Genomic DNA, 23,029 nt, shown 5'->3' on the forward strand with positions numbered 1-23,029 from the left:
TCCTCTCACATGAAATTACGCTGGCGCGGTTTTCCGCGGCCGCCGATGGTGTTGCTGTCGCTGCTTCTGCTGCGCGCGCAAACGGCCCCGGCACAGGAAACATGGACCGAGGCGCCGATGACGCTGCGCCGCACGCCAGAGCTCGCGGAGACCATCGCACCAACCGAGCGCAGCACGCGCCCGAGCCTGGTCGACGGCGACAAGCTCAGCGGTCGGCCCGACCTCGAAGTGGTGGTCGAGGGCAATGCTTCGCTGCGGCGCGGCGACACGCGCATCACGGCTGACCGGCTCGAATACCAGCCGCCGGGCGACCTGGCCACGGCCACAGGCAACGTGCACCTGAACCAGGCCGGCAACGTGTACGAAGGCCCCGAGCTGCACTTGAAGGTCGAGAGCTTCGAGGGCTTCTTCAACCACGTGCGCTACACGCTGCTGGCAAATGGTGGGCATGGCGAGGCCGATCGCATCGACTTCGTCGACCCGAAGGTGTCGATCGCGCGGCACGCCACCTACACCACCTGCCTGCGCGAGAACTATTCGAGCTGGGTGCCTGCGTGGATGCTCACGGCGGTCACGATGACCACCGACACCGATACCAACCTCGCGACCGCCACCGATGCGCAGATCAGCTTCCTCGGCGTGACCACGCCCTCGATACCGTCGGTGAGCTTTCCGCTCAGCAACGCACGCCAGAGCGGCCTGCTGCCGCCGGTGATCGGCTACGACACCACCAACGGCTTCGAGTACCTGCAGCCCTACTACTGGAACATCGCTCCCAACCGCGACCTCACGCTGTACCCCGAGATCATGACCAGCCGCGGCGTGAATCTGGGCACCGAGTTCCGCTACCTCGAAAAAACCTACAGCGGCCAGATCCGCGTGGACGAGATGCCCAGCGACAGCCTGCGCGGCATCAACCGCTGGGGCCTGTGGGCTCAGCACAACCAGCAGTTGGATCCCAAGCCCTTCGGGCTCGATTCGCTCAGCACCTCGTTCAACATCAACCGCGTGAGCGACGACGATTACTGGCGCGACTTCTCGCACACGCCCACGCTGACCTCGCGCACGCTCACCAACGAGTTCGACCTCAACTGGACCAAGGGCGACTGGAGCGGCCAGGCGCGCACCCTCGCCTACCAGACGCTGCAGTACGCGGCCTCGCCCATCACGCCTTCGTACAACCGTGTGCCGCAGATCACGGCCAACTACAACAAGTACGACTGGCACGGCTTCGACGTGTCGGGCACGCTGGACTACACACGCTTCGAGATCGATTCGGCCTACTCGCCCACGCTCAACGGCATCAAGCAGCCCAACGGCGAGCGCATGGTCGGCAACCTGCAGATCAGCCGACCGTGGGTCACACCGGGCGGCTACGTAATTCCGAAGCTGCTGCTGCACACCGCCGCCTACCAGCTCGATTCGGCGCTGGCCAGCGGCGCGACCTCCATCACCAGCGTGGTGCCGACCGTGAGCCTCGACAGCGGTCTGGTGTTCGAGCGCGACACCAACCTCTTCGGGCGCGCATGGCGTCAGACGCTGGAGCCGCGCGCCTTCTACGTGCACACGCCCTACCGCGACCAGAGCCAGCTGCCCGTGTACGACACGGCCGCCAATGACATCAGCTTTGCCACGCTCTATACAGAGAACGCGTTCTCTGGCAACGACCGCGTTTCGGACACCAACACGCTGACCACAGGCGTGAGCACGCGCCTGATCGACCCCACCACCGGTGCCGAGTCGGCGCGCTTCGGCATCGCGCAGCGCTTTCGCTTCAGCGACCAGAACGTCACGCTGCCCAGCGGCACCGCCGTGACCGACCGCACGGGCGACTTCATCGTCGGTGGGCTGGTGCACTGGAACCCGAAGTGGAGCGTGGACGGCATCGCGCAATACAACATGGATACCGGCAAGAGCTCGCGCGACGCGCTCACGCTGCGCTACACGCCTGCGCCGTACCACACGCTCACCGCGGCCTTCCGCTACCAGGCAGACAGCAGCTCAACCGCGGACGACGGCACGAAGACGGTGGACTTCAACTGGCAGTGGCCGCTGAGCGAGCTGACGAGAGGCCTCTTCGGCAACAAGTCGCCCACGGACCCGGGGCGCTGGTATGCGGTGGGGCGGCTGAGCTACAGCCTGCACGACCACGCGATGTCCGACAGCCTGATCGGCGCGGAGTACAACGCCTGCTGCTGGGTGGGCCGCGTCGTGCTCGAGCGCCTCGTGTCGGGCCGCACGACGCCCGACACACGGCTGATGTTCCAGATCCAGTTCAACGGCTTCGGCAACGTCGGCTCGAACCCGACGAGCACGCTGCTGCAGAACATTCAGGGTTATCAGCCGTTGAATGCCCCTACGCAGGAGCCGAGCCGGTTCACGAACTACGACTGAGGGGCTTCAGGTCGGTTCAGGGCAGCAGTTCGAACTTCAGGTCGGCCAGCGGCGTGACCTTCTCTTCGCGCACCATCTTGTATTCGGTGTTCGGGCCCAGCCACTTGGCCCAGAGGCGGTCGAGCTCGCCCGACTTCTCCAGCGCGTAGAGGGCAGCGTTCACCTTGGACAGCAGCACGGGCTCGTCCTTCTTCATGCCGATGCCGATGGGCTGGAGCACCATCGGGTCCTTGATCATCTTCAGCGCGACGCCTTCGGTCTTCGACTGGTTGACCAGCTTGGTGATGGTCATGGTGTTGGCGACCATGCCGACCGACTTGTTCTGCTGCACCGCCATGAAGGCCGAGCCGGTGTCCTGGAACGTGACCGGTTCCGAGCCGTTCATCTTGATCGACATCTCGGAGGTGGAGCCCTTGGTCGAGCTCAGGCGCTTGCCCTTGAAGTCGGCCTTGGCCGTGCCGGGGTCGGAGGCCTTGACGGCCAGCATTTCCTTGGCCACGTAGTACGGGTCGCTGAACTGGATCTGCTCGCCGCGGCTCTTGGTGTAGGCCAGGTTGGCGATGGTCACGTCGACGCGGCCGAGCTTCACTTCGGGCACGCGCGCCTCCACCGACAGCGGCGTGACCTTGGCGGTGAGGCCGAGCTCCTTGGCGAGCGCATTGCACAGGTCGACGTCGTGGCCCACCATCTCGCGCGTCTTCGGGTCGGGTGCCGCAAAGGGGGGCACGTCGGCGAAGGTGCCGCACTTGAGCTCCTTGCGCTGGCTGATGTCGCTCCACTGGTCGGCGTGCGCGAGCAGCGAGGCCGCGCTGAGACAGGTGCCAAGAATGGCGAGGCGGAAGACGGTCTTGTTCGACATGGTGAGCTCCTGGGAGATTGCGAAAAAGTGAACGACGGGGACTGGACTCAATGCGCGCGCAGGTCCGACAGGAAGCGCTGCGCGCGCGGATGCTGCGGACTGCCGAAGAAGGTCTCGGGGTCGGCCTTCTCCAGGATGCGGCCCGCGTCCATGAACCAGACGCGGTCGGCCACCTCGCGGGCGAAGTTCATTTCGTGGGTGACGCACATCATGGTCATGCCGTCGTTGGCAAGCCCGCGCATCACCGACAGCACCTCGCCCACCATCTCGGGGTCGAGCGCGCTGGTGGGTTCGTCGAACAGCATGGCCGGCGGCTCCATCGCCAGCGCGCGGGCAATCGCCACGCGCTGCTGCTGGCCGCCCGAGAGCTGCGCCGGGTACGCACCTGCCTTGTTCGACAGGCCCACGCGTTCGAGCAGCTGCCCGGCCTTGGCCTTCGCGTCGGCACGCTTCACGCCGAGCACGCGCATCGGCGACAGCATGATGTTCTCCAGCACCGACAGGTGCGGAAACAGGTTGAAGCTCTGGAACACGAAGCCGATGCGGCTGCGCAGCTTGTTCAGCGCCGCGCTGCCCATGGGCGCATGGATGTCGTGGCCGTCGAACAGCAGCTGCCCCGACTTCACTTCTTCCAGCCGGTTCACGGTGCGGATCAGCGTGGACTTGCCGGAGCCCGAGGGCCCGCAGACCACGACGACCTCGCCCTTCTTCACCTCGGCATTGATGTCGGCCAGCGCCTGGTAGTCGCCGTACCACTTGTTGATGTTCGAGAACAGGATCATGGTGTCGTCCTTGGCGGCAGCGGGCCGCCCTGCGGGGTGTGGAGCGGGCGTTGTCATGGCTGGGTCACCACAGGGGTTGGAAGCGGCACGCCGTCTTCGGCGGCCTTCACAGGCGCGGCGCCGAGCCGCTTGTGCGCGATGCGCCGCTCCAGCCATTGCGCCAGTTGCGTCAGGCTGAAGCAGACCACGTAGTACGTCATCGCCAGGATGAAGAACACCTGGAACGGTTTGGTCAGCAGCTGGTTGTTGATCTGGTTGGCCGCGAAGGTGAGTTCCTGCACATTGATCACGTAGCCCAGCGTGGTCTCCTTGATGGTGGAGATGAACTGGCTCAGCATGCTCGGCAGCATGTTGTAGAGCGCCTGCGGCAGGATCACGAACCACATGGTGCCCAGGTGGCTGTGGCCGAGCGCGCGCGCCGCCTCGCTCTGGCCCTTGGGCAGCGACTGGATGCCGGCGCGCACCACCTCCGAGAGGTAGGCTCCTTCGTAGATCACCAGCGTGCACAGCATGGTGGTGAAGCCCGACACCTCGCGCCCGATGAGGATGGGCACCAGGAAGTAGACCCACAAAATCACCATGAGCAGCGGCACGCCGCGCACCACGTACACCAGCACGGTGGCGGGCCAGCGCAGCAGGCGCCATGGCGAGAGCCGTGCCAGCGCAAGCAGCACCGACAGCGGAAAGGCCAGCACGATGCCGAGCACCGACAGGATCAGGGTGGCGACGATGCCGCCGAGCGGACCGGTCGGGTACTGGCCGACCAGCAGCAGCAGCCAGTTGTCGCGGAGGATTTCGTAGACGCTGAACATCGTGGCTCCTGCTTAACGTGCACCGACGATGCGATAGCGCCGCGACAGCCAGCCGCCCACCGCCATGATGAGCAGCGAGCACACCAGGTACAGCACGGTGGCCACGCTGTAGGCCTCGAAGGTGCGAAAGCTCTGGCTCTCGATTTCCTTCACCGCGTGCGTCAGCTCGGCCACGCCGATGGCCATGGCCAGGCTGCTGTTCTTGAAGAGCGAAACGCTGTGGTTCACCAGTGCCGGCACCGCGTTGCGGATGGCCTGCGGCAGCATCACGTGGCGCATCGAGCCGATGTAGCCGTGGCCGAGCGCGCGCGCGGCCTCGGCCTGCCCCGACGGAATGGCGCGCAGGCCCGAGCGCATGTCTTCGCTGAAGTAGGCGGCCTGGCACAGGCCGAGCGCGACGATCGACAGCAGCCTCTCTGCGTTGTGCACCGACAGCCAGCCTTGCAGCGCATCGGGCAGCAGGCTGAAGATGCCGAAGTACCAGAACATGAGCTGCACCAGCGTGGGCACGTTGCGGTGGTAGGAGACATAGCCGGCCACGATGCGCTCGGCAATGCGGTTCGGCGTGAGCCGCACCACCAGCAGCACGACGGCCATGGTCATCGCCAGCAGCCAGGAGCCGGCCGCGATCTTCAGCGTCTCCAGCAGGCCGTGCAGCAGCATGTCGCCGAACTCCGGCTTCAGCAGGATCGCCAGCAGGTCGAAGTCCTTCATGCGCTGTTCCTTTGCGTGGCGTGCATGGAGCTGGGGCTCAGTCGCGCGGCGTTTCCGGCCGCGTGGTCGAGAGGCCGCCGGGCACCTGCAGCGTGGGCGTGATTTCCATGTGACCCACGTTCACCGCGATGGGCGCAGCAATGGCGAAGGCGATGGCGTTGGCGATGTCTTCGGCCTGCGGCAGTTCATAGCCTTCGACGAAGCGCTTGTAGGTGTCTTCGGAGTCGCCGTGCACGTGCGCGAAGATGTCGGTGGCCACGCGGCCCGGGCAGATTTCGGTGACGCGCACGCGCTTGCCGAAGCAGTCGATGCGCAGCTGGCGCGACAGCATGCTCACGGCCGCCTTGGTCGCGTGGTAGGTGCTGTTGCCGCCGAAGTTGTAGGCCGCGGCAATGGAGCTGATGTTCACCACATGACCGCGGTCGCGCGCCGCCATGCCGGGCACCACGAGCCGGCACAGGTGCAGCACGGCGCGCAGGTTGACGTCCACCAGCAGGTCGATGCCTTCGGCGTCGGCCTTGAGGATGGAGCCGGGGCGGTCCACGCCGGCGTTGTTGACCAGCACGTCGAACTCGACTTCCTTCGCGAGGCGCGTGACGGCGGCGAGGTCGCTCACGTCGATGGCGTGCGGAATGCAGCCGGTGCGCGCGGCCAGGTCGGCCAGCTTGTCGGCGCTGCGCGCAAGCGCGTGGACCTTGAGGCCTTCCTTGCTCAGGCGTTCGACGACGGCGGCGCCGATGCCTGAAGAGGCTCCGGTCACCAGCGCGGTCTTGTAGTCGGAAAACGGCATATCGGGTTCTTTCGTTAAGGGGCAGATGACTGCCTGGATTTCACTGTAGCCAGCGCCTTCGAGTGGCGCCAAGACGGATTGACTGTGGAGCGATAAGCCCCCCTTATGTCGCCCGGCATCTGTGCATATGAGTAAGGGTAAGCACCATGTTCGTGCCCCGATGCATCAGGTTGATTGTTTTGAGATGGGCACCACGCGCCCCGCTTGCTCGACCACGCCACGCACGGCGCGAGCCAGGTCGACGGCGCCGGGCGTGTCGCCGTGCAGGAGGATCGAATGCACGCGCATCGGGATCTTCTTGCCGGTGCTGCTGGTGACGGTGCCCTCTTCGAGAAGCTGGCGCACGCGCGCCAGCACCGCGTCGCGCTCGTGGATGACCGCGCCGAGCAGCTTGCGCGGCACGAGCAGGCCGTCGTCGCCACAGGCGCGATCGGCCAGGAAGGTGGTGCGCACGCGCAGGCCGCAGCGCTCGGCCGCACCTTCGATGGCGCGGCTGGCGGAGGTGCTGACGGTGAGCGAGGGATCGAAATCGGCCACGGCGCGCACCAGCGGTTCGGCCAGCGCGGCGTCGGCCGCGGCCATGTTGCCGAGCGCACCGTGGAAGCTCATGTGCGTCATGCGGTGGCCGGCGGTGCGGGCCATGCCCTCCAGCGCGCTCAGCTGGTAGAGCACGTATGCCACCAGTTCCTTCGTCTCCATCTGCATCGGCCGGCGCCCGAACCCCATGAGGTCGGGAAAGCCCACGTGCGCGCCGACGTCGACGCCGCGCTGGCGCGCCATGCGCACGGTGCGGTCCATGATGACCGGGTCGCCCGCGTGGAAACCGCAGGCCACGTTGGCGGAGGAGACGATGTCGAGCAGGGCTTCATCCTCGCCCATGCGCCAGGGGCCGAAGCCTTCGCCGAGGTCTGCATTCAGATCGATGTCCATCGTGAATCCTTGTCTCGTTCGTCAGAGGGGGTGCAGGTCGAACAGTTGGGCGCCGTAGCCGACTGCGAGGCCATCGGCCGCGTGGATGCTGTCGACGATGCCGGCTTGCGGTGCGGTCACGGGTAGCAGCAGCGGGCCGATCTTCAACAGGCCGATGGTCTGGCCGGCTTCCACGCGCCGGCCGGTGCGCACCAGTGGTGTGGTGGCCAGCGGGTGGCTATGCAGGAATACGCCGAGCGAGGGGGCGCGGATTGCCAGGAGTTCGGGCTCGGCTTCTTCATCCGGTAGTTCGATGATTTCGTCGCCCTGCCTTCCGAGGCGCAGAGTGCCTTGTGGCGTGCGCAGTTCAAGCAGGCCTATGTCGGTGCCTGCCAGCCAGGCGGCCAGCTGTGGGGTGCGCAGTGTGGTTTCCTGCATGTCAGTTCTTTCCGGGATGCGTGCGAAGAACACCGGGTACTCCCCTCCGCGAATGTCCCCCGCCTTCGGCTCCTCCTTTATTTCGCTGCGGGGAGCACCCGGTGCTCTTCGCACAATGGGCGCTGCCGTGGTGCCGGCCACATGAGCGCCCTGAACAACGAATCTCAGACATGAGGCGCCCCCCGATGCAGTTCCACCACGCGCGCCACCTTGTCGAGCCACGCGCGCACTTCGTCGAGCGCGGTCAGGGCTTCGTCCCAGGTGGTTTCGATGAAGCGCATGCGGCTGCCGATGGGCGCCTGGCCGAGGCGCCACATGTCGGCCTCGATCACGGTGCCGAACTTGGGGTAGCCGCCCGAAGGCTGGGCGTCGCGCATCTGGATGATGGGCTGCCCGTTGTGCGGCACCTGGATCACGCCGGGCACGATGCCGTGGGAGCGCAGTTCCATTGGTGCAATGGGCCGCAGCGCCTCACCGTCGAGACGGTAGCCGTAGCGGTCGCTCTGGGAGGTGATTTTCCATTCGCCGGCCCAGAAGGCTTCGCGCGAAGTCGGCTCGAAGGCCAGGTACTCGGCAGCGGGCAGCACACGTACGGCGGCAACGCCATCGCGCTCCAGCGGCAGTGCGAGCGCGGGCGGCACCAGGCCGAAACCGGTGCGGCACGCGTTGCCTGCGTCGACTGCGCGGAGCACGTCGCCACGGCGCAGCGCGCGCCCTTCATGCCCGCCGAAGGCACCGCGCAGCTGGGTGCTGCGCGAGCCCAGCACCTCGGGCACGTCGATGCCGCCGGCCACGCACAACACTGCGCGGCTGCCGCGCTGCGCACCGCCTTGCGGCAGGCCCAGCGTGAGCACCTGGCCGGCGCGTGCCTGATGTACCCACCAGGGCAGCAGGGGTTGCTCGTCGAGCTTGGCTGCGCAGTCGGCGCCGGTCAGTGCGAAGGCGCAGTCTTCGTCGAAGCGCACCTTGAACGGAAACACCGGCACCTCGATGGCAGCCGCGCCAAGCGCGTTGCCCAGCAGCAGGTTGCCGGCGGCCAGCGCCAGGTTGTCCATGGCGCCCGAGGTGCCGACGCCCCAGCGCAGGCTGCCGGTGCGGCCCAGATCCTGCACGGTGGCGAGCGCGGCGGACGAAAGGATTTCGATCATCGGACGATGCCCTCCACGCGAAAACGGATCATGTCGCCCGGCTGCAGCATGGCGGGCGGATCTTGCGCGGGGTCGAAGAACACCATCGAGGTGCTGCCGATGGTGTTCCAGCCGCTGGGGCCGGCCGATGCCGACACGCCCGTCTGCGCGCCGCCGATCGACACCGCGCCGCCCGGGATGCTCAGCACCGGCGTCTTGCGCCGCGGCGTGGCAATGCGCGGGTCCATGCCGCCCAGGTAGCAGTAGCCGGGATGGCTGCCGAGTGCATACACCGGATAGAGCGGCGCGCTGTGCAGCTCGACGATGGCCTCGACGCTCAGGCCCGTGTGCGCCATCACGTCGGCCATGTGCGGGCCGCCCTCGCCGCCGTAGACCACGGGGAGCTCGACCACGCGGCCTTCGCGCGGCACGGCGGTGGCAGCGCTCCAGGCGTCGCACAGGCGCTCGCACAGCGCATCGAGATGGCGCGGCGCGCGCGTGAAGGTGAGCATCAGGTTGTTCATGCCCGGCACGGCCTCGCGCACTTCGGGCCAGCTCTCGGCTTCGTGCGCCAGGGCCCAGATGCGCTGCTGAGACGGCAGGTTCATGTCGCCGGGCGCTTCGAACAGCAACGCCGTGGTGCCCAGAAGACTGATGGACGGTTCGGTACGGGATGCCTGTGCGCTCACGCCGCGCTCCTTTGCTGCAGCCAGCGTTCGAGGTGATGGATGTCGACGCCGCCGGCGGCAAAGCCGTCGTCGCGCAGCAGCGCGCGGTGCAGCGGCACGTTGGTGGCAATGCCTTCCACATGCGTCTCGGCCAGCGCCAGGTGCATGCGATCGAGCGCATCGGCGCGGGTGTCGCCGTGCACGATGAGCTTGGCGATCATCGAGTCGTAGTACGGCGGCACACGGTAGCCGGCGCCCGCGTGCGAATCGACGCGCACGCCGAAGCCGCCAGGCACCTGCCAGCCGGTGATGCGGCCAGGCGCGGGCGCGAAGGTGTCGGGGTTCTCGGCATTGATGCGGCACTCGATGGCATGGCCCTGGCAGCGCACGTCGGCCTGCGCCAGCGACAGGCGCTCGCCGAGCGCCATGCGCAGTTGCTGCTGCACGATGTCGATGCCGGTGGTCATCTCGGTCACCGGGTGCTCCACCTGCAGGCGCGTGTTCATCTCGATGAAATAGAACGCGCCCTTCTCGTAGAGAAACTCGAAGGTGCCTACGCCGCAGTAACCGATCTGCCGGCACGCGGCCGCGCAGCGCTCGCCCACCTCGGCCATCAATGCGTCGTCGATGCCGGGCGCGGGCGCTTCCTCGATCACCTTCTGGTGGCGGCGCTGCAGCGAACAGTCGCGGCTGCCCAGCCACACGGCGTTGCCGTGGCTGTCGGCCAGCACCTGGATCTCGACATGACGCGGATGCAGCAGGAACTTCTCGATGTAGACCTCGGGGTTGCCGAAGGCCTGGCGCGCTTCCTCGCGCGTGAGCGCCATGGCATCGAGCAGTGCGGCCTCTTCGTGCACCACGCGCATGCCGCGCCCGCCGCCGCCGCCCGCGGCCTTCACGATCACCGGATAGCCGATGTCGCGCGCCAGGGCCAGCACCGCGGCCGGGTCGTCCGGCAGCGCCTCGTCGGGACCGGGCACGCAGGGCACGCCGGCCTTGCGCATCGCGCGCTTGGCCGAGACCTTGTCGCCCATGGTGCGGATGCAGGCGGCGCTGGGGCCGACAAACACGAGGCCGGCCTGCTCGACACGCGCGGCGAAGCCCGCGTTCTCCGAGAGAAAGCCGTAGCCGGGATGAATGGCCTGTGCGCCGCTCACCTCGGCGGCGAACAGGATGGCGGACTGGTTGAGGTAGCTCAGGCGCGGCGCCGCGGGCCCGATGCACAACGCCTGGTCGGCCTGCGCGACGTACATCGCGTCGCGGTCGGCCTCGGAGTGCACGACCACCGTTCGCAGGCCGAGGCCCCGGCAGGCGCGCTGGATGCGCAAGGCGATTTCGCCCCGGTTGGCAATGAGCACGGTGTCGAACATCGCGCGTGTCTCCTCAACCGAAGCGGAACAGGGGCTGCCCTGCTTCCACTTCCTGGCCCGAATGCACGAGCACCTGCTGCACGGTGCCTGCACGGTCGGCGCGGACTTCGTTGAACATCTTCATCGCCTCGATCACGCACAGCAGCTGGCCGGCCTCGACGACCTGCCCCGGTTGCACGAAGGGCGGCTCGCCGGGCGCGGGCTGCAGGTGCACCACGCCGAACAGCGGTGCAAGGCACTCGGTGCTGGCAACTGCCGCTGTTTCTTCCAGGGCCTGTCGCGGAGCCTTGCGTGCAGCGGACGGGCTTCGCACGGCAGTTGCGACGCCCAGCGCCGACAGCTTCACCAGCCGCAGCGTGCTGCCGTTCTCGCTGTACTCCAGTTCCGCCAGGTCCGATGCGGCCAAAGCGTCGATGAGCGTCTTGATCTGTTCCTGCTTCATGCCGATGGCTGTGATGGCCGACGCATTCCGCGAACGCGTGACGGCATGCATGAAAGGTAACGGGCCGCGAGCCCGAAGCCAAAGACGGATTGGCTGTGCCGGGATAAGGGCGCCTTATGACGGGCGGCCCATCAGTTCAAGACAAGGCGGCGAGCTCAGGTTCAGGCGTCGATGCGACAGTGCGGGCCAGGTCGACCACGAGTTCGAGCAGGATGTCTTTCACTGCCTGCGCGGGCTCGGACAGCGGCAGGTGGTCGGACTGGCACAGCGCCAGCGGCGCCTCGATGACCGGGTCGACGATGGGGAATTGCCAGGCCCCGCAGCTCGCGACCACCTCGCGCGCCATCGACGCCGGCAGGATGGTGGCGCCCAGCCCGTCGGCAATGGCCGCAGTGAGGGTAAAGGCCGATTCGATCTCCGCCACCACGCGCGGCACCATGCCCGCACGCACGAAGGCCGCATCCACCAGCTTGCGCACCACGTTGTACGGGCGCGGCAAAAAGAGTTCGATGTCGCGCAGGTCGGCCAGCTTCACAGGCTGCGAGGGCGCCGGCATCGATGCGGGGCCGACCAGGAACAGCGGCTCCTTGAGCAGCGGCAAGAACGTGAGCCCGTGAATCGCCTTGTCGCCATAGAGCACGGCCAGGTCCATGCGGCCATTCATGATGAGCTCGCTCAGCGTAGTGCCGTAGTTCTCGTTCAGGTAGAGCAGGATGCCCGGGTGGCGCGCACGCACGGTGCGCAGCAGCGGCAAAGAGAGTGCCGAGGCCGCCGTGCCGGGCGCGAGCCCCACGGAAACCTGACCGGAGAGCCCTTCGCCCGCAGCCTCCATGTCGACGCGGGCCTGCTCGCACTGGCGCAGGATGATCTGCGCATGGCGGTACAGCACCTTGCCGGCTTCGGTGGGCGTCACGCCGCGCTTGGTGCGCACCAGCAGTTGCTGGCGCACTTCGCCCTCGAGCGTGGCCAGTTGCTGGCTCAGCGCAGGCTGGGCGATGAAAAGGACCTCGGCGGCCTGGGTCAGGCTGCCGATGTCCACGATCTTCACGAAATATTTGAGGCGTCGCAGGTTCACGCCTTGTCCCCAAGCAAAAGCCAAGCCTAGCACCGGCCCTGCACAGCCGGTATCAGGGCTCACCATAAGCTGCGCCTATACAACCAGTGAAAAGTCGTCTTGGCCTCGGCTGTTCGATGTGCGTACCGTTCGGTCCATGCAAGCCTCTGCACAGCAAGAACAGGAAGTCATGTGACCACGTCCCGCATTGCCGCCCGCGTGCGGCGCATCAAGCCCTCGCCCAGCACCTCGGCCGCCGATCGTGCCAACGAACTGCGCAGGCAGGGCAAGTCGATCGTGAATCTCGTGGTGGGCGAGCCCGACTTCGACACGCCACCCCACATCCGCCAGGCCGCGGCCGCCGCCATCGAGCGCGGCGCCACGCGCTACACGCTGATGGCGGGCACGGTGGAGCTGCGCGAAGCCATCGTCGCCAAGCTCGAACGCGAGAACGGCCTGCGCTACGCGATGAACGAGATCATCGCCACCAGCGGCGCGAAGAGCGCGATCTACAACGCCTTCGCGATCACGCTGGAGCCGGGCGACGAGGTGATCATTCCCGCACCCTACTGGGTGTCGTACCCCGACATGGTGCTCGCCTGCGAGGGCACGCCCGTTACCGTGGCCTGCCCCGAATCCCAGGGCTTCAAGCTCGCGCCCGCGCAGCTCGAGGCAGCCATCACGCCGCGCACGCGCTGGCTGCTGATCAATTCGCCGAGCAACCCGACCGGTGCGAGCTACACGGCCGCCGAATACCGCGCGCTGGCCGAAGTGCTGGAACGCCATCCGCACGTGATGGTGATGACCGACGAGATCTACGAGCACATCCGCTTCGACGGCGAGCCGCTGCCGCACATCCTTTCGGTGGCACCGGCCCTGCGCGATCGCACGCTGATAGTGAACGGCGTCTCCAAGACCTATGCGATGACGGGCTGGCGCATCGGCTATGCGGCCGGCCCGGTGGACCTGATCAAGGCGCTGGACACGCTGCTGTCGCAGTCCACCGGCAACTGCTGCTCGGTGAGCCAGGCGGCCGCGGCTGCTGCATTGAATGGCGACCAGGGCTTCGTGGCCGAGAGCGTGGCCGTGTACAAGCAGCGGCGCGATCGCACGCTGGCGCTCATCAACGACATTCCCGGCCTCAGCTGCGCCACGCCGCCCGGTGCCTTCTACCTGTACATCAACTGCGGCGGCCTCATCGGCAAGACCACGCCCGAAGGCAAGCGCCTGAACGAGGACGGCGACGTGGTGATGTACCTGCTCGAAAGCGAAGGCGTTGCCGTGGTCGCGGGCACCGCGTACGGCCTGTCGCCCTACTTCCGTCTTTCCATTGCCACGTCGATCGAGACGCTGGAAGAAGGCTGCACGCGCATCGCCCGTGCAGTGGCCGCACTGCGCTGACGCGCGCCGAAGAACTCACAAGGACCAGTCATGCCCTACAAAGCCATCCGCAAGAACCCGTCGGCCCCGCAAGTGGCGCCGGCCATCATCGCCGCGCTGCAGGACATTCCGGTGGCCGCGCTCAGCGACAACCTGCACCGCAACATCGGCAGCGTCGGCCTGCAGCCCTACCACCGCCCCGGGCACAAGACCATGGCGGGCACGGCAGTCACCGTGAAGACGCGCGGCGGCGACAACCTCACGCCGATGCGGGCCTTCGAGTTCTGCCGGCCCGGCGACGTGCTGGTGATCGATGCGGGCGGCGACATCACCAACGCCGTGATCGGCGGCATCCTGTCGTTCTATACCGCGACCATCGGCACCGCGGGCCTGGTGCTCGACGGCGCCATCCGCGACGTGGCCGAGATCCGCGAGCGCGACTACCCGGTGTATGCGCGCGGCGTGAACCATCGCGGCCCCTACAAGGACGGCCCCGGCGAGATCAACGTGCCGGTGTCGGTCGGCGGCATGATCGTGAACCCGGGCGACATCGTGGTGGGCGACCAGGACGGGCTGCTGGCCTTCTCGCCCGACGAGGCCGAGCTGCTGATCGAGAAGGCCCGCGCGCACCTGGAGACGGAAGCGCGCACGATCCAGGCGATGAAGGAAGGACGCTGGGACCGCTCGTTCCTCGATGCTCTCGAGGCACGCTGCGCCAATTGAAGCGGTCAGGCGCCTGAGGCGCCGCCGCTGACCAGCGCCCACAGCGCTTCCGCCACCGGCGCCATGTGCGCCTGCTGGCGGTACAGCCGGATGTCCACCGGCACGCGCCAGCCGCCCGCGCCGGCGTCGACCAGCGTGCCGCTGCGCAGGTCTTCAGCCACCAGGCTCATCGGCAGCCACGCAAGGCCGCGGCCTTCGAGCGCCATGGTGCGCAGCAGCGCGGCATGGTGGGCCGTGAAGACGATCGACAGCGACGCAGCGAAGTCCTTGCCGAATTCGCTGTCCTGCATGGCCCGCATGATCCGGCCCAGTCCCGAGGCATCGCTGTAGGCCAGCACGGAAGGCGACTGGCCTGCGCCCAGCACATGCAGCGGAGCGCCATTTGCATCGGGCGCGCTCACGGGCACCAGCACGTCTTCGCTCAATCGCTGGACCGGGTAGCCGGTGTCGTCGAGCCGCCCCGGTGCGCCTGCGTGTCCGTGGCACAGCACGAACTGCACGCGGCGCTGCAGCATCAGGTCTTCGCAGGCGTACGAGCTGTCGGAAACGGTCTGGATCGGGCCCATGCTCAGGCGCGATTCCACGCTGCCCAGCCAGCGCGGGAAGAAGGTGAGCGACAGCACATGCGTGGCGGCGAAGCTCAGGCTGGCGGCGTCCAGGTCGTGCGCGGCGCGGGCCTTGATGCGCGCGGCTTCGAGGCCCGCGAGCACTTCCTGCAGCAGGGGCTGAAAGCGCTTGCCCGCCGCCGTGAGCGCGGTCGGGTGCCCGCTGCGGTCGAACAGGTCGACGCCCACCCACTCCTCCAGCGATCGGATGTGGCGGCTGAAGGCGGGCTGCGCAATGGAGCGCGCCTGCGCGGCACGCGAGAAATTGCCGGACTCGGCCAGGGCCAGGAAATCTTCCAGCCATTCGAGGTCGAGGGGTCGGTTGCCGGGGCCCATGCGCAGCGCAGTTGAATAGTTGTATGCGATTCGAGTATTGGACGGCTCGCGCCCCGCCGGCAAAAGATGCACCCATTCCTGCACCTTGAACCACAACGGAGACACAGCATGCCTTCCATCGCGAATTATCGCGGGATCATCCCCGCCATTTCCTGCCCCTTCACGGCCGACCACCGCATCGACGAGCCGGCGCTGCGCAAGCTGGCCTCGTGGCTGGCCGGCCATGACGGCGTGGTGGCGATCATGACCAATGGCCACACCGGCGAAGTGTTTTCGCTGACGCCCTCGGAGCGCGCCGAGGTGACGCGCATCGTCGCCGACGAACTGCGCGGCCGCATGCCGGTGATTTCGTCGATCGTGTGCGAAGGCCTGGCCGAGGCTGCCGAGCATGCACGCGCCGCGCAGGCTGCCGGCGCGGTGGCGCTCGACGTGATGCCGCCGCACCACTGGCTGCGCTTCGGTTTCACGCCCGGCCATGCGCTGCAGTACTTCGAGGCCATCCACCGCGCCGCGCCGGAGCTGGACCTGGTCTGCCACGTGTACCCGGCCTGGACGCGCGCCTCTTACTCGTCGCAGCTGCTGGCCGAGCTGGCGCGCCTGCCCTACCTGCAGGCCTTCAAGGTAGGCCAGCGCGACATGAACAAGTACGCCCGCGACATCCAGGCGATCCGCGAGGCCGATGCGTCGAAGGCCATCCTGACCTGCCACGACGAGTACCTGCTGGCCTCGATGGTGCAGGGCGTGGACGGCGCGCTGGTCGGCTTCGCGACCTTCATTCCGCAACTGATCATCGACCTGTGGAACGCGGTGAAGGCCGGCGATTTGAAGAAGGCGATGGCGGTGCAGGCGCTCATCACGCCGCTGAAAGACGCGGTGTACGGCGGCGGCGAGCCGACCGGCGAGGCGCACGCGCGCATGAAGGGCGGCATGTTCCTGGCCGGCGTGCTCGACAACGCCACCGTGCGCCCGCCGACCGAAGCACCGAATGCGCGCGAGATGGATGCGCTGCACGCCGCCGTGCAGCAGGCCGGCCTGTCGAAGCGCTGAGCCCACGGGGCCGCGACACCCGCGATGCCCCGATGAAAAAACACAAGGAGACAAGAGACATGCAACGCAACCATTTCCTGCGGGCCACGCTGGCCGCCCTCGCGCTGGCCGCGGCATCCACCGCCGGCTTCGCCCAGACCTGGCCCAGCCGCCCGGTGCGCATGGTGATTCCGTTTCCGCCGGGCGGCACGCTCGACACCATCGGCCGCCTGCTGGCGCAGAAGCTCGGCGAGCAGACGGGCCAGAGCTTCATCGTGGAGAACCGCGCGGGCGGCAACGGCGTCATCGGCGCCGACGTGGTGTCGAAGGCGCCGGCCGACGGCTACACGCTGCTGTTCAACGCATCGACCTTCACGACGGCGCCGATGACCATGAAGGCGGTGCCCTACGAAGTGGTGAAAGACTTTACCCCCGTGGCCCTGGTGGCCAAGGCGCCGCTGTCGGTGGCCGTCAACAAGAACCTGCCTGTGACGGACGTGAAGTCGCTCATCGCGTACGCCAAGGCGCACCCCGGCAAGATGACCTTCGCGGTGGGCTCCATCGGATCGGCCGGCCATCTGTCGACCGAACTGCTCAAGCGCGCAGGTGGCGGGCTCGACTACCTGATCGTGCCGTACAAGGGCACGGCGCCCGCGTTCCAGGACCTGATCGGCGGGCAGATCGACGGTTTCATCGACCCCATCCTCGGCTCGCTGCAGTACCACAAGAGCGGCATGCTGAAGGTGATTGCCGTCACCTCGGCCACGCGCGCCACCAGCCTGCCGAACGTGCCCACGGTGGGCGAGAGCATCCCGGGCTACGAGTTCTACAGCTGGTATGGCCTGTGGGGGCCGGCGAAGCTGCCGGCCGCCGTCACGCAGCGGCTGAATGCCGAGGTCAACAAGGCGCTGGGCACCGACATGCGCGAGACGCTGGGTGCGCAGGGCCTGCTGCTGACGCCGGGCAGTGTCGAGGACTTCGCGAAGTTCCAGGCCGACGACATGGCGCGCTCGAAGAAGATCATCGTGGAGGGCAACATCCATGTCGAATGAGGCTGCCCCGCATGCAGTGGTGACGGGCAGCAGCGGAGGCATCGGCCGCGCCATTGCGTCGCAGTTGCTCGAAGCGGGCTGGCGCGTGAGCGGGCTCGACCTGGCCGCACCCACGTTGTCTCACGCGGGCTTCGTGCACGTAGCCGTCGACCTGTGCGATGCCGACGCCATCGCGCGCACGGCCTCCGCGCTCCAGGACGCCGATGCACTGGTGCATGCGGCCGGCGTGCTGCGCGTCGGCCCGCTGGGCGCGCTCGACCACGCGGGCGGCGAACTCATGTGGCGCCTGCACGTCGACGCCGCCACGCGGCTGGCCGATGCCCTCGTGCCCGCGATGGCTGCGCGCGGACACGGCCGCGTCGTGTTCGTCGGCAGCCGCGTCGCACAGGGCCTGCCCGGTCGCGGCCAGTACGCCGCGACCAAGGCCGCGCTGATCGCGCTCGCGCGCAGCTGGGCGGCGGAGGTCGCGGCCCAGGGCGTGACTGTCAACGTGGTGTCGCCCGGCGCCACGCAAACCTCGATGCTGCAGGACCCGGCCCGCGCGGGCAGCGCGCCGCGCATGCCGCCTATCGGCCGGCTGATCCAGCCCGAGGAAATCGCTGCGCTCGTGGGCTTTCTTCTGTCGCCGCCGGCGGCGGCCATCACGGGGCAGGACGTCGCCATCTGCGGCGGCTCGTCGCTGCACCGCTGAACGTCTTTTGCTCTCTCCATCCCCCGAACCCGACCATGAAAATCGTCAACATCCTCGAATCCACCCGTCCCATCAAGTCGGACATCCGCAACGCCTACATCGACTTCTCGAAGATGACCCTGAGCCTCGTGGCCGTGGTCACCGACGTGATCCGCGACGGCAAGCCCGTCATCGGATATGGCTTCAACTCCAACGGCCGCTATGGCCAGGGCGGGCTGATCCGCGAGCGCTTCCTGCCGCGCCTGCTCGAAGCCGAGCCCGCGTCGCTGCTCGACGAAACCGGCGACAACCTCGATCCGCACAAGATCTGGGCCCGCATGATGATCAACGAGAAGCCCGGCGGCCACGGCGAACGCTCGGTGGCCGTGGGCACCATCGACATGGCGGTGTGGGACGCCACCGCCAAGATCGCGGGCAAGCCGCTCTACCAGCTGCTGGCCGAGCGCTACGGCAACGGCACGCCGAACCCGCGCGTGTTCGTCTACGCAGCGGGCGGCTACTACTACCCCGGCAAGGGCGTGGAAGGCCTGCAGCGCGAGATGACCAGCTACCTTGAGCGCGGCTACTCGGTGGTGAAGATGAAGATCGGCGGCGCCACGCTCGCTGAAGACTGCGAGCGCATCGAGTCGGTGCTGAAGATCCTCGGCCCCGGCCAGCAACTGGCAGTGGATGCCAATGGCCGCTTCGACCTGAAGACCGCCGTCGACTACGGCCGCGCGCTCTCGCAGTACCCGCTGTTCTGGTACGAGGAAGCCGGCGATCCGCTCGACTACGAGCTGCAGGCGAAGCTCGGCGAGGTGTACGCCGGCCCCATGGCCACGGGCGAGAACCTGTTCTCGATGCAGGACGCACGCAACCTGATTCGCCACGGCGGCATGCGGCCCGACCGCGACTGGCTGCAGTTCGACTGCGCGCTGAGCTACGGGCTGGTGGAGTACCTGCGCACACTCGACATGCTGAAGGAGAACGGCTGGTCACCCTCGCGCTGCATTCCGCACGGCGGCCACCAGATGTCGCTCGCCATTGCGGCCGGCCTCGGGCTCGGCGGCAACGAGAGCTACCCCGACCTGTTCCAGCCCTATGGTGGCTTCCCCGATGGCGTGAAGGTGGACAACGGCTACGTCACGCTGCCGCCGCTGCCCGGCATCGGCTTCGAGGGCAAGGCCGATCTCATTGCGGAGATGCGGGCGCTTGCGAGCTGACGAAAGAAAGTCTCAGGGCTGGAAGCCGGAGCGCCGAACCACTGGCTCCCACTGCGCGCGAAAGGCCTTCAGCATCTGAGCCGTCTCGGCCGCATTGCTGATCACGGGCGTGATGTAGAGCGCGTCGGCCGCCTTCTGGAGGCCCGGGTCTTTCATGACGTCGCGGATCGCGTTGGCCAGCAGTTGCACCTTGGCGTTCGGCATGGTGCTGGGCGCGAAGAAGGTGTTCCAGCCGTCGGCATCGATCTTCATGCCGGCCTCGCGGAAGATGGGAATGTTGGGCGCGAAGCTCGCGCGCTTCTTGCCCGAGGTGGCCAGGATGCGGATCTTGCCGGCCACGTGCTGGGGATAGAGCGAATCGAGCGTGTCGATGGCAATGGGCAGGCTGCCGCCGCTCAGGTCGGCCGCCAGAGGCGCCGAACCGCCGTAGCCCTTGATCTGCGGCTGCACGCTCAGCGCATCGCCCACCATCAGGCCGAAGAAGTGAGGCAGGCTGCCAGTGGCGGGCACGCCGAAAATCGCCTCTTCCGGATGTGCCCACAGCCGGCTCACGAGAAACATCGCGCGGTCGAGTTGGAGCTTGTTGCCGACCGCCAGCGCAAAGTCGTAGCTGCTGACTTGCGACACGGGCACGAAGTCCTTGTCGGGGTCATAGCCCGCGTCCTTGAAGACCAGCGGCGCGACCACCATCACGGCGGGGTTGCCGAGCATCAGCACGTTCTGCCCGGCGGGGGCGCGCTTTACTTCCTTGGCCGCGAGCCGGCCGCCCTCGCCCGGGCGGTTTTCCACGCTCACCTGAACGCCGAGCTTGGGCGTCAGCCGCTCGGCGATCAGGCGCGCGATGCGGTCGGTGCTGCCGCCCGGCGCATAGCCGACCACGAGGGTGAGCGGCCCGCCGTCCAGCGCCTGGGCGTGGACCATGGGAGCGCAAGCGGCCAGGGCAATGCCCCACGCCATGATGAGCTTGCGCCTGGAAAGGAATGCGGGCATCGGATCTCCTGCGAGCGGTTGTCGTGAACGGGGGCGCGCGAGTTTTCACGGCGAAAATCGCGCGCCAAGACTGTTTCCGTTCGTTCAAATTTGTTACCGGTTTATACGTATGGGCAAACAGTTGATCTAATCAACTACCAGTGCTCCGAGGCGGGCGAACCACACTCCTCATCCCATTTTTCATACGTATGCAACAAGCTTTTCCCGATGCAGCAGCGTTGCGCGCGCCCCGTTCCCTGAACGACCTGCTGCTGTACCGCCTGGCACGAGCCATGCGCTCGGGCAACGGCATGGCGACCCGCCTGGTCGAAGGAGGCTTCGGCATCACGCGCCGCGAGTGGGGAATGATCGCCACGCTCGCGCAGGAGGGCGAGATGACTGCGTCGACGCTGGCCACGCACCTGCACCTGGACCGCGTGCGCACCTCGCGCGGACTGCGCAGCCTGGTCGAGAAGAAGCTGGTGGTGCGGCGGCAGGACGCTCAGGACCGCCGCGAAGTGCACGTGCGGCTGAGCGCTTCGGGCCAGCAGTTGTTCGGCAGGCTGTTTCCCCGGATCGCGGGGCTGAACACCGAATTGCTCGAAGGCATCGAGCCTGCGGATCTCGATGTCTTTCTTCGCTGCCTGCAGCACCTGGAGCAACGCGGAGAGCAGTTGCTCGTGCAGGGCGTTGTCATGGAGAAGGCGGACCGGCGCTCGGGGGGCACGCGGCACCGGTGGCCGGAACGCGGAGGCTGAGTCAGGCCTTCACGTCCAGCATGCTGCCGATCGAAGTGCTACCAGCGTTGGCGCGCTGCGATGTGCTGCTGCTGCTCTCTTCCATTGAAGCCATCGCGCTCTTTTGAACGCTGGCCGTGCGCAGCGCGTTCATCTGCTGCTGCAGCATGGCAAGCCGGGCCGCCAGCGCTTCGAGCTGCAGCCGGATCGCATCGCGTGCATCGCCCTCGGGCGTGCCGAGCAGCTGGCCCTGCGTTTCCGCGATCTGCTTCTGAGTCGTCGTGATCTGGCGCTGGATCTTCGCGATTTCGGCGTTGACGTCGCCTCCGCTTCTGGCGCTGCCGGTCGCACTGATGGCATTCAGCATCTGGGTCCTCTGTTGTGTCCTCAGGAGGGTTATCGGCAACCGAGGCGAAAACTGAAGGGCCTTGCATGACCGCGATCGCGAACTAGACTGAACATGAGGGCACCCGCGGTGCCGGGGGCCAAGGAGCCTGCCATGTACAAGCGTGTTCTTGTCGCAACCGACGGCTCCGCGCTGTCGGAGCAAGCGGTCAACGCCGCCATCGACCTGGCCCTGTTGACCAACGCGGAACTGGTGAGCGTCACCGTCGCGCACATCGAGCCGGTCGGCTACTTCGAAGGCTCGATGATGCTGAGCCAGCGGGACATCCAGGCCTCCCAGGAGCATACGGACCGCGCCGCGCAGCAACTGGTCGACAAGGTCGTGGCCACAGCGGTCGCCAAGGGCGTTCGCAATCCGCAGGCCATCGTCATGAAGTCGAACCAGGTGGCCGAGGCCATCATCACGACCGCGAAGAACCAGCAGTGCGACCTGATCGTGATGGCCTCGCACGGACGGCGCAGCCTGGCGCGCCTGCTGATGGGCAGCGAGACGCTGCACGTGCTGACGCACTCGCACATTCCGGTGCTGGTGCTGCGCTAACGCGGCGGCGCGACCTTTCGCAGGCATTCCATAAGTAGCTGACTGGCGGGCGTCTGCGAACGCCCCCGCAGCGTGATGATGCCCACCGGCGGAAGCTCGATCGGCACGTTGATCTTCAGGATGCACAGCTGCCCCTGCTTCGCGAAGTGCCGTGCGACGCTTCGCGCGAGGAACCCGACGGCCGGCCTCTCATGCATGACGGACAGCGTGACGAGAAACGAAGCGGTCTCGACGATGTCCGCCGGCGGCACGAGGCGGTGCTTGTAGAACATCTGGGCCAGCTTCGAGCGCGATGAAGCCCACGGCGGGGGCACCACCCAGGGCAGCTCGGCGAGCATCTTCCAGCTTGGCCTGGAAGCCTCCGCCAACGGGTGGCCGGGGCTCACCACGATGCACATCGGCTCCGTGTAGAGGGCTTCGGTCTCCAGGTCCGGCGAGGCATAGCCGGGCTCCAGCCGGCCGACGATCAGGTCGAGTTCGCCCACGCGCAGGCGGGGCAGCAGCCGCGTGAGATCGCCCTCTTCCACCATCACGGTGGTCAGTGCCGACTGCTTCTTGAGCTGCTGGATGGCCTTGACGAGCAGGCTCGGCGTCGCCACCACCATCGCGCCCACGCTGGTGCGGCCGGCGCCGCCGCTGGCCACGGCGTCGATCTCGTCGCGCGTGCGCTGGTAGTCGGCCAGCACCGAGCGCGCAAAGCGCACCACCGTGACGCCGAAGGGCGTGGGCTCGGTGCCGCGCGTGGAGCGCGTGAACAGTTTCAGATCGAACATGCGCTCGATCTCTGCCAGCATCTTCGAAACGGCCGGCTGCGTGATCGAAAGAAACTCCGAGACCCGCCCCAGGTGGCGAAACTCATCCAGCGCCACCAGCAGTTGCAGATGACGCAGCTTGAGGTTGGAACGAAGAACGCGATCGATCTGGCTCATGGCGCTTTGAGCGGGCTTTCTTCTTCATAACCTGGAGCTCATGAAGAGAGTCCGCTATTTCATTGGATGGCAAT

The 23,029-nt window shown here is 67.3% G+C and carries 25 protein-coding genes; 9 read left to right on the top strand and 16 right to left on the bottom strand.

The window, feature by feature from the left end:
- The first annotated feature begins 9 nt into the window (after positions 1–9).
- Complete coding sequence (locus ACN9MV_RS26405) at positions 10–2,394, top strand: LPS-assembly protein LptD (protein WP_093077567.1); 2,385 nt, start codon at positions 10–12, stop codon at positions 2,392–2,394.
- A 16-nt stretch (positions 2,395–2,410) separates the two neighbouring features.
- Here the strand turns inward: ACN9MV_RS26405 and ACN9MV_RS26410 are convergent, their stop codons facing one another.
- From ACN9MV_RS26410 to nac, 12 genes are all read right to left on the bottom strand, one after another.
- A complete protein-coding gene (locus ACN9MV_RS26410) occupies positions 2,411–3,253 on the bottom strand; it encodes an ABC transporter substrate-binding protein (protein ID WP_093057363.1) in 843 nt (280 codons plus the stop codon).
- 47 nt (positions 3,254–3,300) lie between these two features.
- Complete coding sequence (locus tag ACN9MV_RS26415) at positions 3,301–4,035, bottom strand: amino acid ABC transporter ATP-binding protein (RefSeq protein ID WP_093077570.1); 735 nt, start codon at positions 4,033–4,035, stop codon at positions 3,301–3,303.
- Positions 4,036–4,088: 53 nt separating this feature from the next.
- Positions 4,089–4,847 carry an amino acid ABC transporter permease gene (locus ACN9MV_RS26420; RefSeq protein WP_093057362.1) on the bottom strand — a complete coding sequence of 253 codons (759 nt, stop codon included), beginning with the start codon at positions 4,845–4,847 and terminating at the stop codon, positions 4,089–4,091.
- Positions 4,848–4,859: 12 nt separating this feature from the next.
- Entirely contained in the window at positions 4,860–5,561 is a 702-nt protein-coding gene (locus ACN9MV_RS26425) for an amino acid ABC transporter permease (RefSeq protein WP_093057361.1), read from the bottom strand.
- 37 nt (positions 5,562–5,598) lie between these two features.
- Positions 5,599–6,351 carry an SDR family oxidoreductase gene (locus ACN9MV_RS26430; protein WP_093057360.1) on the bottom strand — a complete coding sequence of 251 codons (753 nt, stop codon included), beginning with the start codon at positions 6,349–6,351 and terminating at the stop codon, positions 5,599–5,601.
- A 165-nt stretch (positions 6,352–6,516) separates the two neighbouring features.
- Positions 6,517–7,281 carry a LamB/YcsF family protein gene (locus tag ACN9MV_RS26435; protein ID WP_426390183.1) on the bottom strand — a complete coding sequence of 255 codons (765 nt, stop codon included), beginning with the start codon at positions 7,279–7,281 and terminating at the stop codon, positions 6,517–6,519.
- 21 nt (positions 7,282–7,302) lie between these two features.
- Positions 7,303–7,698, bottom strand: a complete 396-nt coding sequence (locus tag ACN9MV_RS26440; protein ID WP_426390185.1) for an acetyl-CoA carboxylase biotin carboxyl carrier protein — start codon at positions 7,696–7,698, stop codon at positions 7,303–7,305.
- A gap of 164 nt (positions 7,699–7,862) precedes the next feature.
- Complete coding sequence (locus ACN9MV_RS26445) at positions 7,863–8,846, bottom strand: biotin-dependent carboxyltransferase family protein (protein ID WP_426390187.1); 984 nt, start codon at positions 8,844–8,846, stop codon at positions 7,863–7,865.
- Positions 8,843–9,514: a 5-oxoprolinase subunit PxpB gene (gene pxpB / locus ACN9MV_RS26450; RefSeq protein ID WP_093077576.1), complete on the bottom strand. Its 672-nt coding sequence runs from the start codon at positions 9,512–9,514 to the stop codon at positions 8,843–8,845. The genes ACN9MV_RS26445 and pxpB overlap by 4 nt, the downstream gene beginning before the upstream one ends.
- Positions 9,511–10,863, bottom strand: coding sequence for an acetyl-CoA carboxylase biotin carboxylase subunit (accC, locus tag ACN9MV_RS26455; protein WP_093057355.1), 1,353 nt, complete (start codon positions 10,861–10,863; stop codon positions 9,511–9,513). The genes pxpB and accC overlap by 4 nt, the downstream gene beginning before the upstream one ends.
- Before the next feature lie 13 nt (positions 10,864–10,876).
- On the bottom strand, positions 10,877–11,305 hold the full coding sequence (locus tag ACN9MV_RS26460) for an acetyl-CoA carboxylase biotin carboxyl carrier protein (protein WP_426390189.1): 429 nt from the start codon (positions 11,303–11,305) through the stop codon (positions 10,877–10,879).
- Positions 11,306–11,441: 136 nt separating this feature from the next.
- On the bottom strand, positions 11,442–12,380 hold the full coding sequence (gene nac, locus ACN9MV_RS26465) for a nitrogen assimilation transcriptional regulator NAC (protein WP_176928866.1): 939 nt from the start codon (positions 12,378–12,380) through the stop codon (positions 11,442–11,444).
- A 171-nt stretch (positions 12,381–12,551) separates the two neighbouring features.
- Here nac and ACN9MV_RS26470 point away from each other — a divergent pair, with 171 nt between their 5' ends.
- The gene (locus tag ACN9MV_RS26470; RefSeq protein ID WP_426390190.1) at positions 12,552–13,760 is read left to right on the top strand and encodes an aspartate transaminase; all 1,209 of its coding nucleotides are present in this window, start codon (positions 12,552–12,554) and stop codon (positions 13,758–13,760) included.
- A gap of 30 nt (positions 13,761–13,790) precedes the next feature.
- The gene (locus tag ACN9MV_RS26475) at positions 13,791–14,462 is read left to right on the top strand and encodes an RraA family protein (protein ID WP_097198134.1); all 672 of its coding nucleotides are present in this window, start codon (positions 13,791–13,793) and stop codon (positions 14,460–14,462) included.
- 5 nt (positions 14,463–14,467) lie between these two features.
- Here the strand turns inward: ACN9MV_RS26475 and ACN9MV_RS26480 are convergent, their stop codons facing one another.
- The gene (locus tag ACN9MV_RS26480; RefSeq protein WP_093077630.1) at positions 14,468–15,403 is read right to left on the bottom strand and encodes a LysR family transcriptional regulator; all 936 of its coding nucleotides are present in this window, start codon (positions 15,401–15,403) and stop codon (positions 14,468–14,470) included.
- A 108-nt stretch (positions 15,404–15,511) separates the two neighbouring features.
- On the opposite strand from ACN9MV_RS26480, the gene ACN9MV_RS26485 reads away from it, so the two are divergent.
- Genes ACN9MV_RS26485 through ACN9MV_RS26500 form a run of 4 tightly spaced genes read left to right on the top strand, consistent with a single transcriptional unit; the run spans position 15,512 to position 19,374 of the window.
- Positions 15,512–16,450, top strand: a complete 939-nt coding sequence (locus ACN9MV_RS26485) for a dihydrodipicolinate synthase family protein (RefSeq protein ID WP_426390193.1) — start codon at positions 15,512–15,514, stop codon at positions 16,448–16,450.
- A gap of 59 nt (positions 16,451–16,509) precedes the next feature.
- Positions 16,510–17,481 (top strand): Bug family tripartite tricarboxylate transporter substrate binding protein, encoded by a 972-nt coding sequence (locus tag ACN9MV_RS26490; protein ID WP_426390195.1) that lies wholly within the window; start codon positions 16,510–16,512, stop codon positions 17,479–17,481.
- Entirely contained in the window at positions 17,471–18,172 is a 702-nt protein-coding gene (locus tag ACN9MV_RS26495) for an SDR family NAD(P)-dependent oxidoreductase (protein WP_426390196.1), read from the top strand. Before ACN9MV_RS26490 ends, ACN9MV_RS26495 begins: the two co-directional genes overlap by 11 nt.
- Before the next feature lie 35 nt (positions 18,173–18,207).
- Positions 18,208–19,374, top strand: coding sequence for a mandelate racemase/muconate lactonizing enzyme family protein (locus tag ACN9MV_RS26500; protein ID WP_093057347.1), 1,167 nt, complete (start codon positions 18,208–18,210; stop codon positions 19,372–19,374).
- Between the two features lie 12 nt (positions 19,375–19,386).
- On the opposite strand, the gene ACN9MV_RS26505 is transcribed toward ACN9MV_RS26500, so the two are convergent.
- Positions 19,387–20,364, bottom strand: coding sequence for a tripartite tricarboxylate transporter substrate-binding protein (locus ACN9MV_RS26505; RefSeq protein WP_093057346.1), 978 nt, complete (start codon positions 20,362–20,364; stop codon positions 19,387–19,389).
- 188 nt (positions 20,365–20,552) lie between these two features.
- Here ACN9MV_RS26505 and ACN9MV_RS26510 point away from each other — a divergent pair, with 188 nt between their 5' ends.
- Complete coding sequence (locus tag ACN9MV_RS26510) at positions 20,553–21,101, top strand: MarR family winged helix-turn-helix transcriptional regulator (protein ID WP_093057345.1); 549 nt, start codon at positions 20,553–20,555, stop codon at positions 21,099–21,101.
- A gap of 1 nt (position 21,102) precedes the next feature.
- Here ACN9MV_RS26510 and ACN9MV_RS26515 read toward each other — a convergent pair whose 3' ends face one another.
- Positions 21,103–21,447 (bottom strand): FlxA-like family protein, encoded by a 345-nt coding sequence (locus ACN9MV_RS26515; protein WP_426390197.1) that lies wholly within the window; start codon positions 21,445–21,447, stop codon positions 21,103–21,105.
- A gap of 132 nt (positions 21,448–21,579) precedes the next feature.
- On the opposite strand from ACN9MV_RS26515, the gene ACN9MV_RS26520 reads away from it, so the two are divergent.
- The gene (locus ACN9MV_RS26520; protein ID WP_093057489.1) at positions 21,580–22,026 is read left to right on the top strand and encodes a universal stress protein; all 447 of its coding nucleotides are present in this window, start codon (positions 21,580–21,582) and stop codon (positions 22,024–22,026) included.
- Here ACN9MV_RS26520 and ACN9MV_RS26525 read toward each other — a convergent pair.
- Positions 22,023–22,955 carry a LysR substrate-binding domain-containing protein gene (locus ACN9MV_RS26525; RefSeq protein WP_093179277.1) on the bottom strand — a complete coding sequence of 311 codons (933 nt, stop codon included), beginning with the start codon at positions 22,953–22,955 and terminating at the stop codon, positions 22,023–22,025. The genes ACN9MV_RS26520 and ACN9MV_RS26525 overlap by 4 nt on opposite strands.
- Positions 22,956–23,029: the final 74 nt, after the last annotated feature.

The sequence above is a fragment of the Variovorax sp. R-27 genome (genome assembly GCF_049913215.1).
GTDB lineage: Bacteria > Pseudomonadota > Gammaproteobacteria > Burkholderiales > Burkholderiaceae_C > Variovorax.

Bases quoted from the DNA above. Each gene is read 5' to 3' on its own strand.
- ACN9MV_RS26415 (WP_093077570.1), bottom strand. From the start codon at position 4,035: ATGATCCTGTTCTCGAACATCAACAAGTGGTACGGCGACTACCAGGCG.
- ACN9MV_RS26425 (WP_093057361.1), bottom strand. From the start codon at position 5,561: ATGAAGGACTTCGACCTGCTGGCGATCCTGCTGAAGCCGGAGTTCGGC.
- ACN9MV_RS26435 (WP_426390183.1), bottom strand. From the start codon at position 7,281: ATGGACATCGATCTGAATGCAGACCTCGGCGAAGGCTTCGGCCCCTGG.
- accC (WP_093057355.1), bottom strand. From the start codon at position 10,863: ATGTTCGACACCGTGCTCATTGCCAACCGGGGCGAAATCGCCTTGCGC.
- ACN9MV_RS26525 (WP_093179277.1), bottom strand. From the start codon at position 22,955: ATGAGCCAGATCGATCGCGTTCTTCGTTCCAACCTCAAGCTGCGTCAT.
- ACN9MV_RS26510 (WP_093057345.1), top strand. From the start codon at position 20,553: ATGCAACAAGCTTTTCCCGATGCAGCAGCGTTGCGCGCGCCCCGTTCC.
- ACN9MV_RS26420 (WP_093057362.1), bottom strand. From the start codon at position 4,847: ATGTTCAGCGTCTACGAAATCCTCCGCGACAACTGGCTGCTGCTGCTG.
- ACN9MV_RS26405 (WP_093077567.1), top strand. From the start codon at position 10: ATGAAATTACGCTGGCGCGGTTTTCCGCGGCCGCCGATGGTGTTGCTG.
- ACN9MV_RS26505 (WP_093057346.1), bottom strand. From the start codon at position 20,364: ATGCCCGCATTCCTTTCCAGGCGCAAGCTCATCATGGCGTGGGGCATT.
- ACN9MV_RS26515 (WP_426390197.1), bottom strand. From the start codon at position 21,447: ATGCTGAATGCCATCAGTGCGACCGGCAGCGCCAGAAGCGGAGGCGAC.
- ACN9MV_RS26445 (WP_426390187.1), bottom strand. From the start codon at position 8,846: ATGATCGAAATCCTTTCGTCCGCCGCGCTCGCCACCGTGCAGGATCTG.
- ACN9MV_RS26475 (WP_097198134.1), top strand. From the start codon at position 13,791: ATGCCCTACAAAGCCATCCGCAAGAACCCGTCGGCCCCGCAAGTGGCG.
- ACN9MV_RS26430 (WP_093057360.1), bottom strand. From the start codon at position 6,351: ATGCCGTTTTCCGACTACAAGACCGCGCTGGTGACCGGAGCCTCTTCA.
- ACN9MV_RS26495 (WP_426390196.1), top strand. From the start codon at position 17,471: ATGTCGAATGAGGCTGCCCCGCATGCAGTGGTGACGGGCAGCAGCGGA.
- ACN9MV_RS26480 (WP_093077630.1), bottom strand. From the start codon at position 15,403: ATGGGCCCCGGCAACCGACCCCTCGACCTCGAATGGCTGGAAGATTTC.
- ACN9MV_RS26485 (WP_426390193.1), top strand. From the start codon at position 15,512: ATGCCTTCCATCGCGAATTATCGCGGGATCATCCCCGCCATTTCCTGC.
- ACN9MV_RS26440 (WP_426390185.1), bottom strand. From the start codon at position 7,698: ATGCAGGAAACCACACTGCGCACCCCACAGCTGGCCGCCTGGCTGGCA.
- ACN9MV_RS26500 (WP_093057347.1), top strand. From the start codon at position 18,208: ATGAAAATCGTCAACATCCTCGAATCCACCCGTCCCATCAAGTCGGAC.
- ACN9MV_RS26520 (WP_093057489.1), top strand. From the start codon at position 21,580: ATGTACAAGCGTGTTCTTGTCGCAACCGACGGCTCCGCGCTGTCGGAG.
- ACN9MV_RS26490 (WP_426390195.1), top strand. From the start codon at position 16,510: ATGCAACGCAACCATTTCCTGCGGGCCACGCTGGCCGCCCTCGCGCTG.
- ACN9MV_RS26410 (WP_093057363.1), bottom strand. From the start codon at position 3,253: ATGTCGAACAAGACCGTCTTCCGCCTCGCCATTCTTGGCACCTGTCTC.
- ACN9MV_RS26460 (WP_426390189.1), bottom strand. From the start codon at position 11,305: ATGAAGCAGGAACAGATCAAGACGCTCATCGACGCTTTGGCCGCATCG.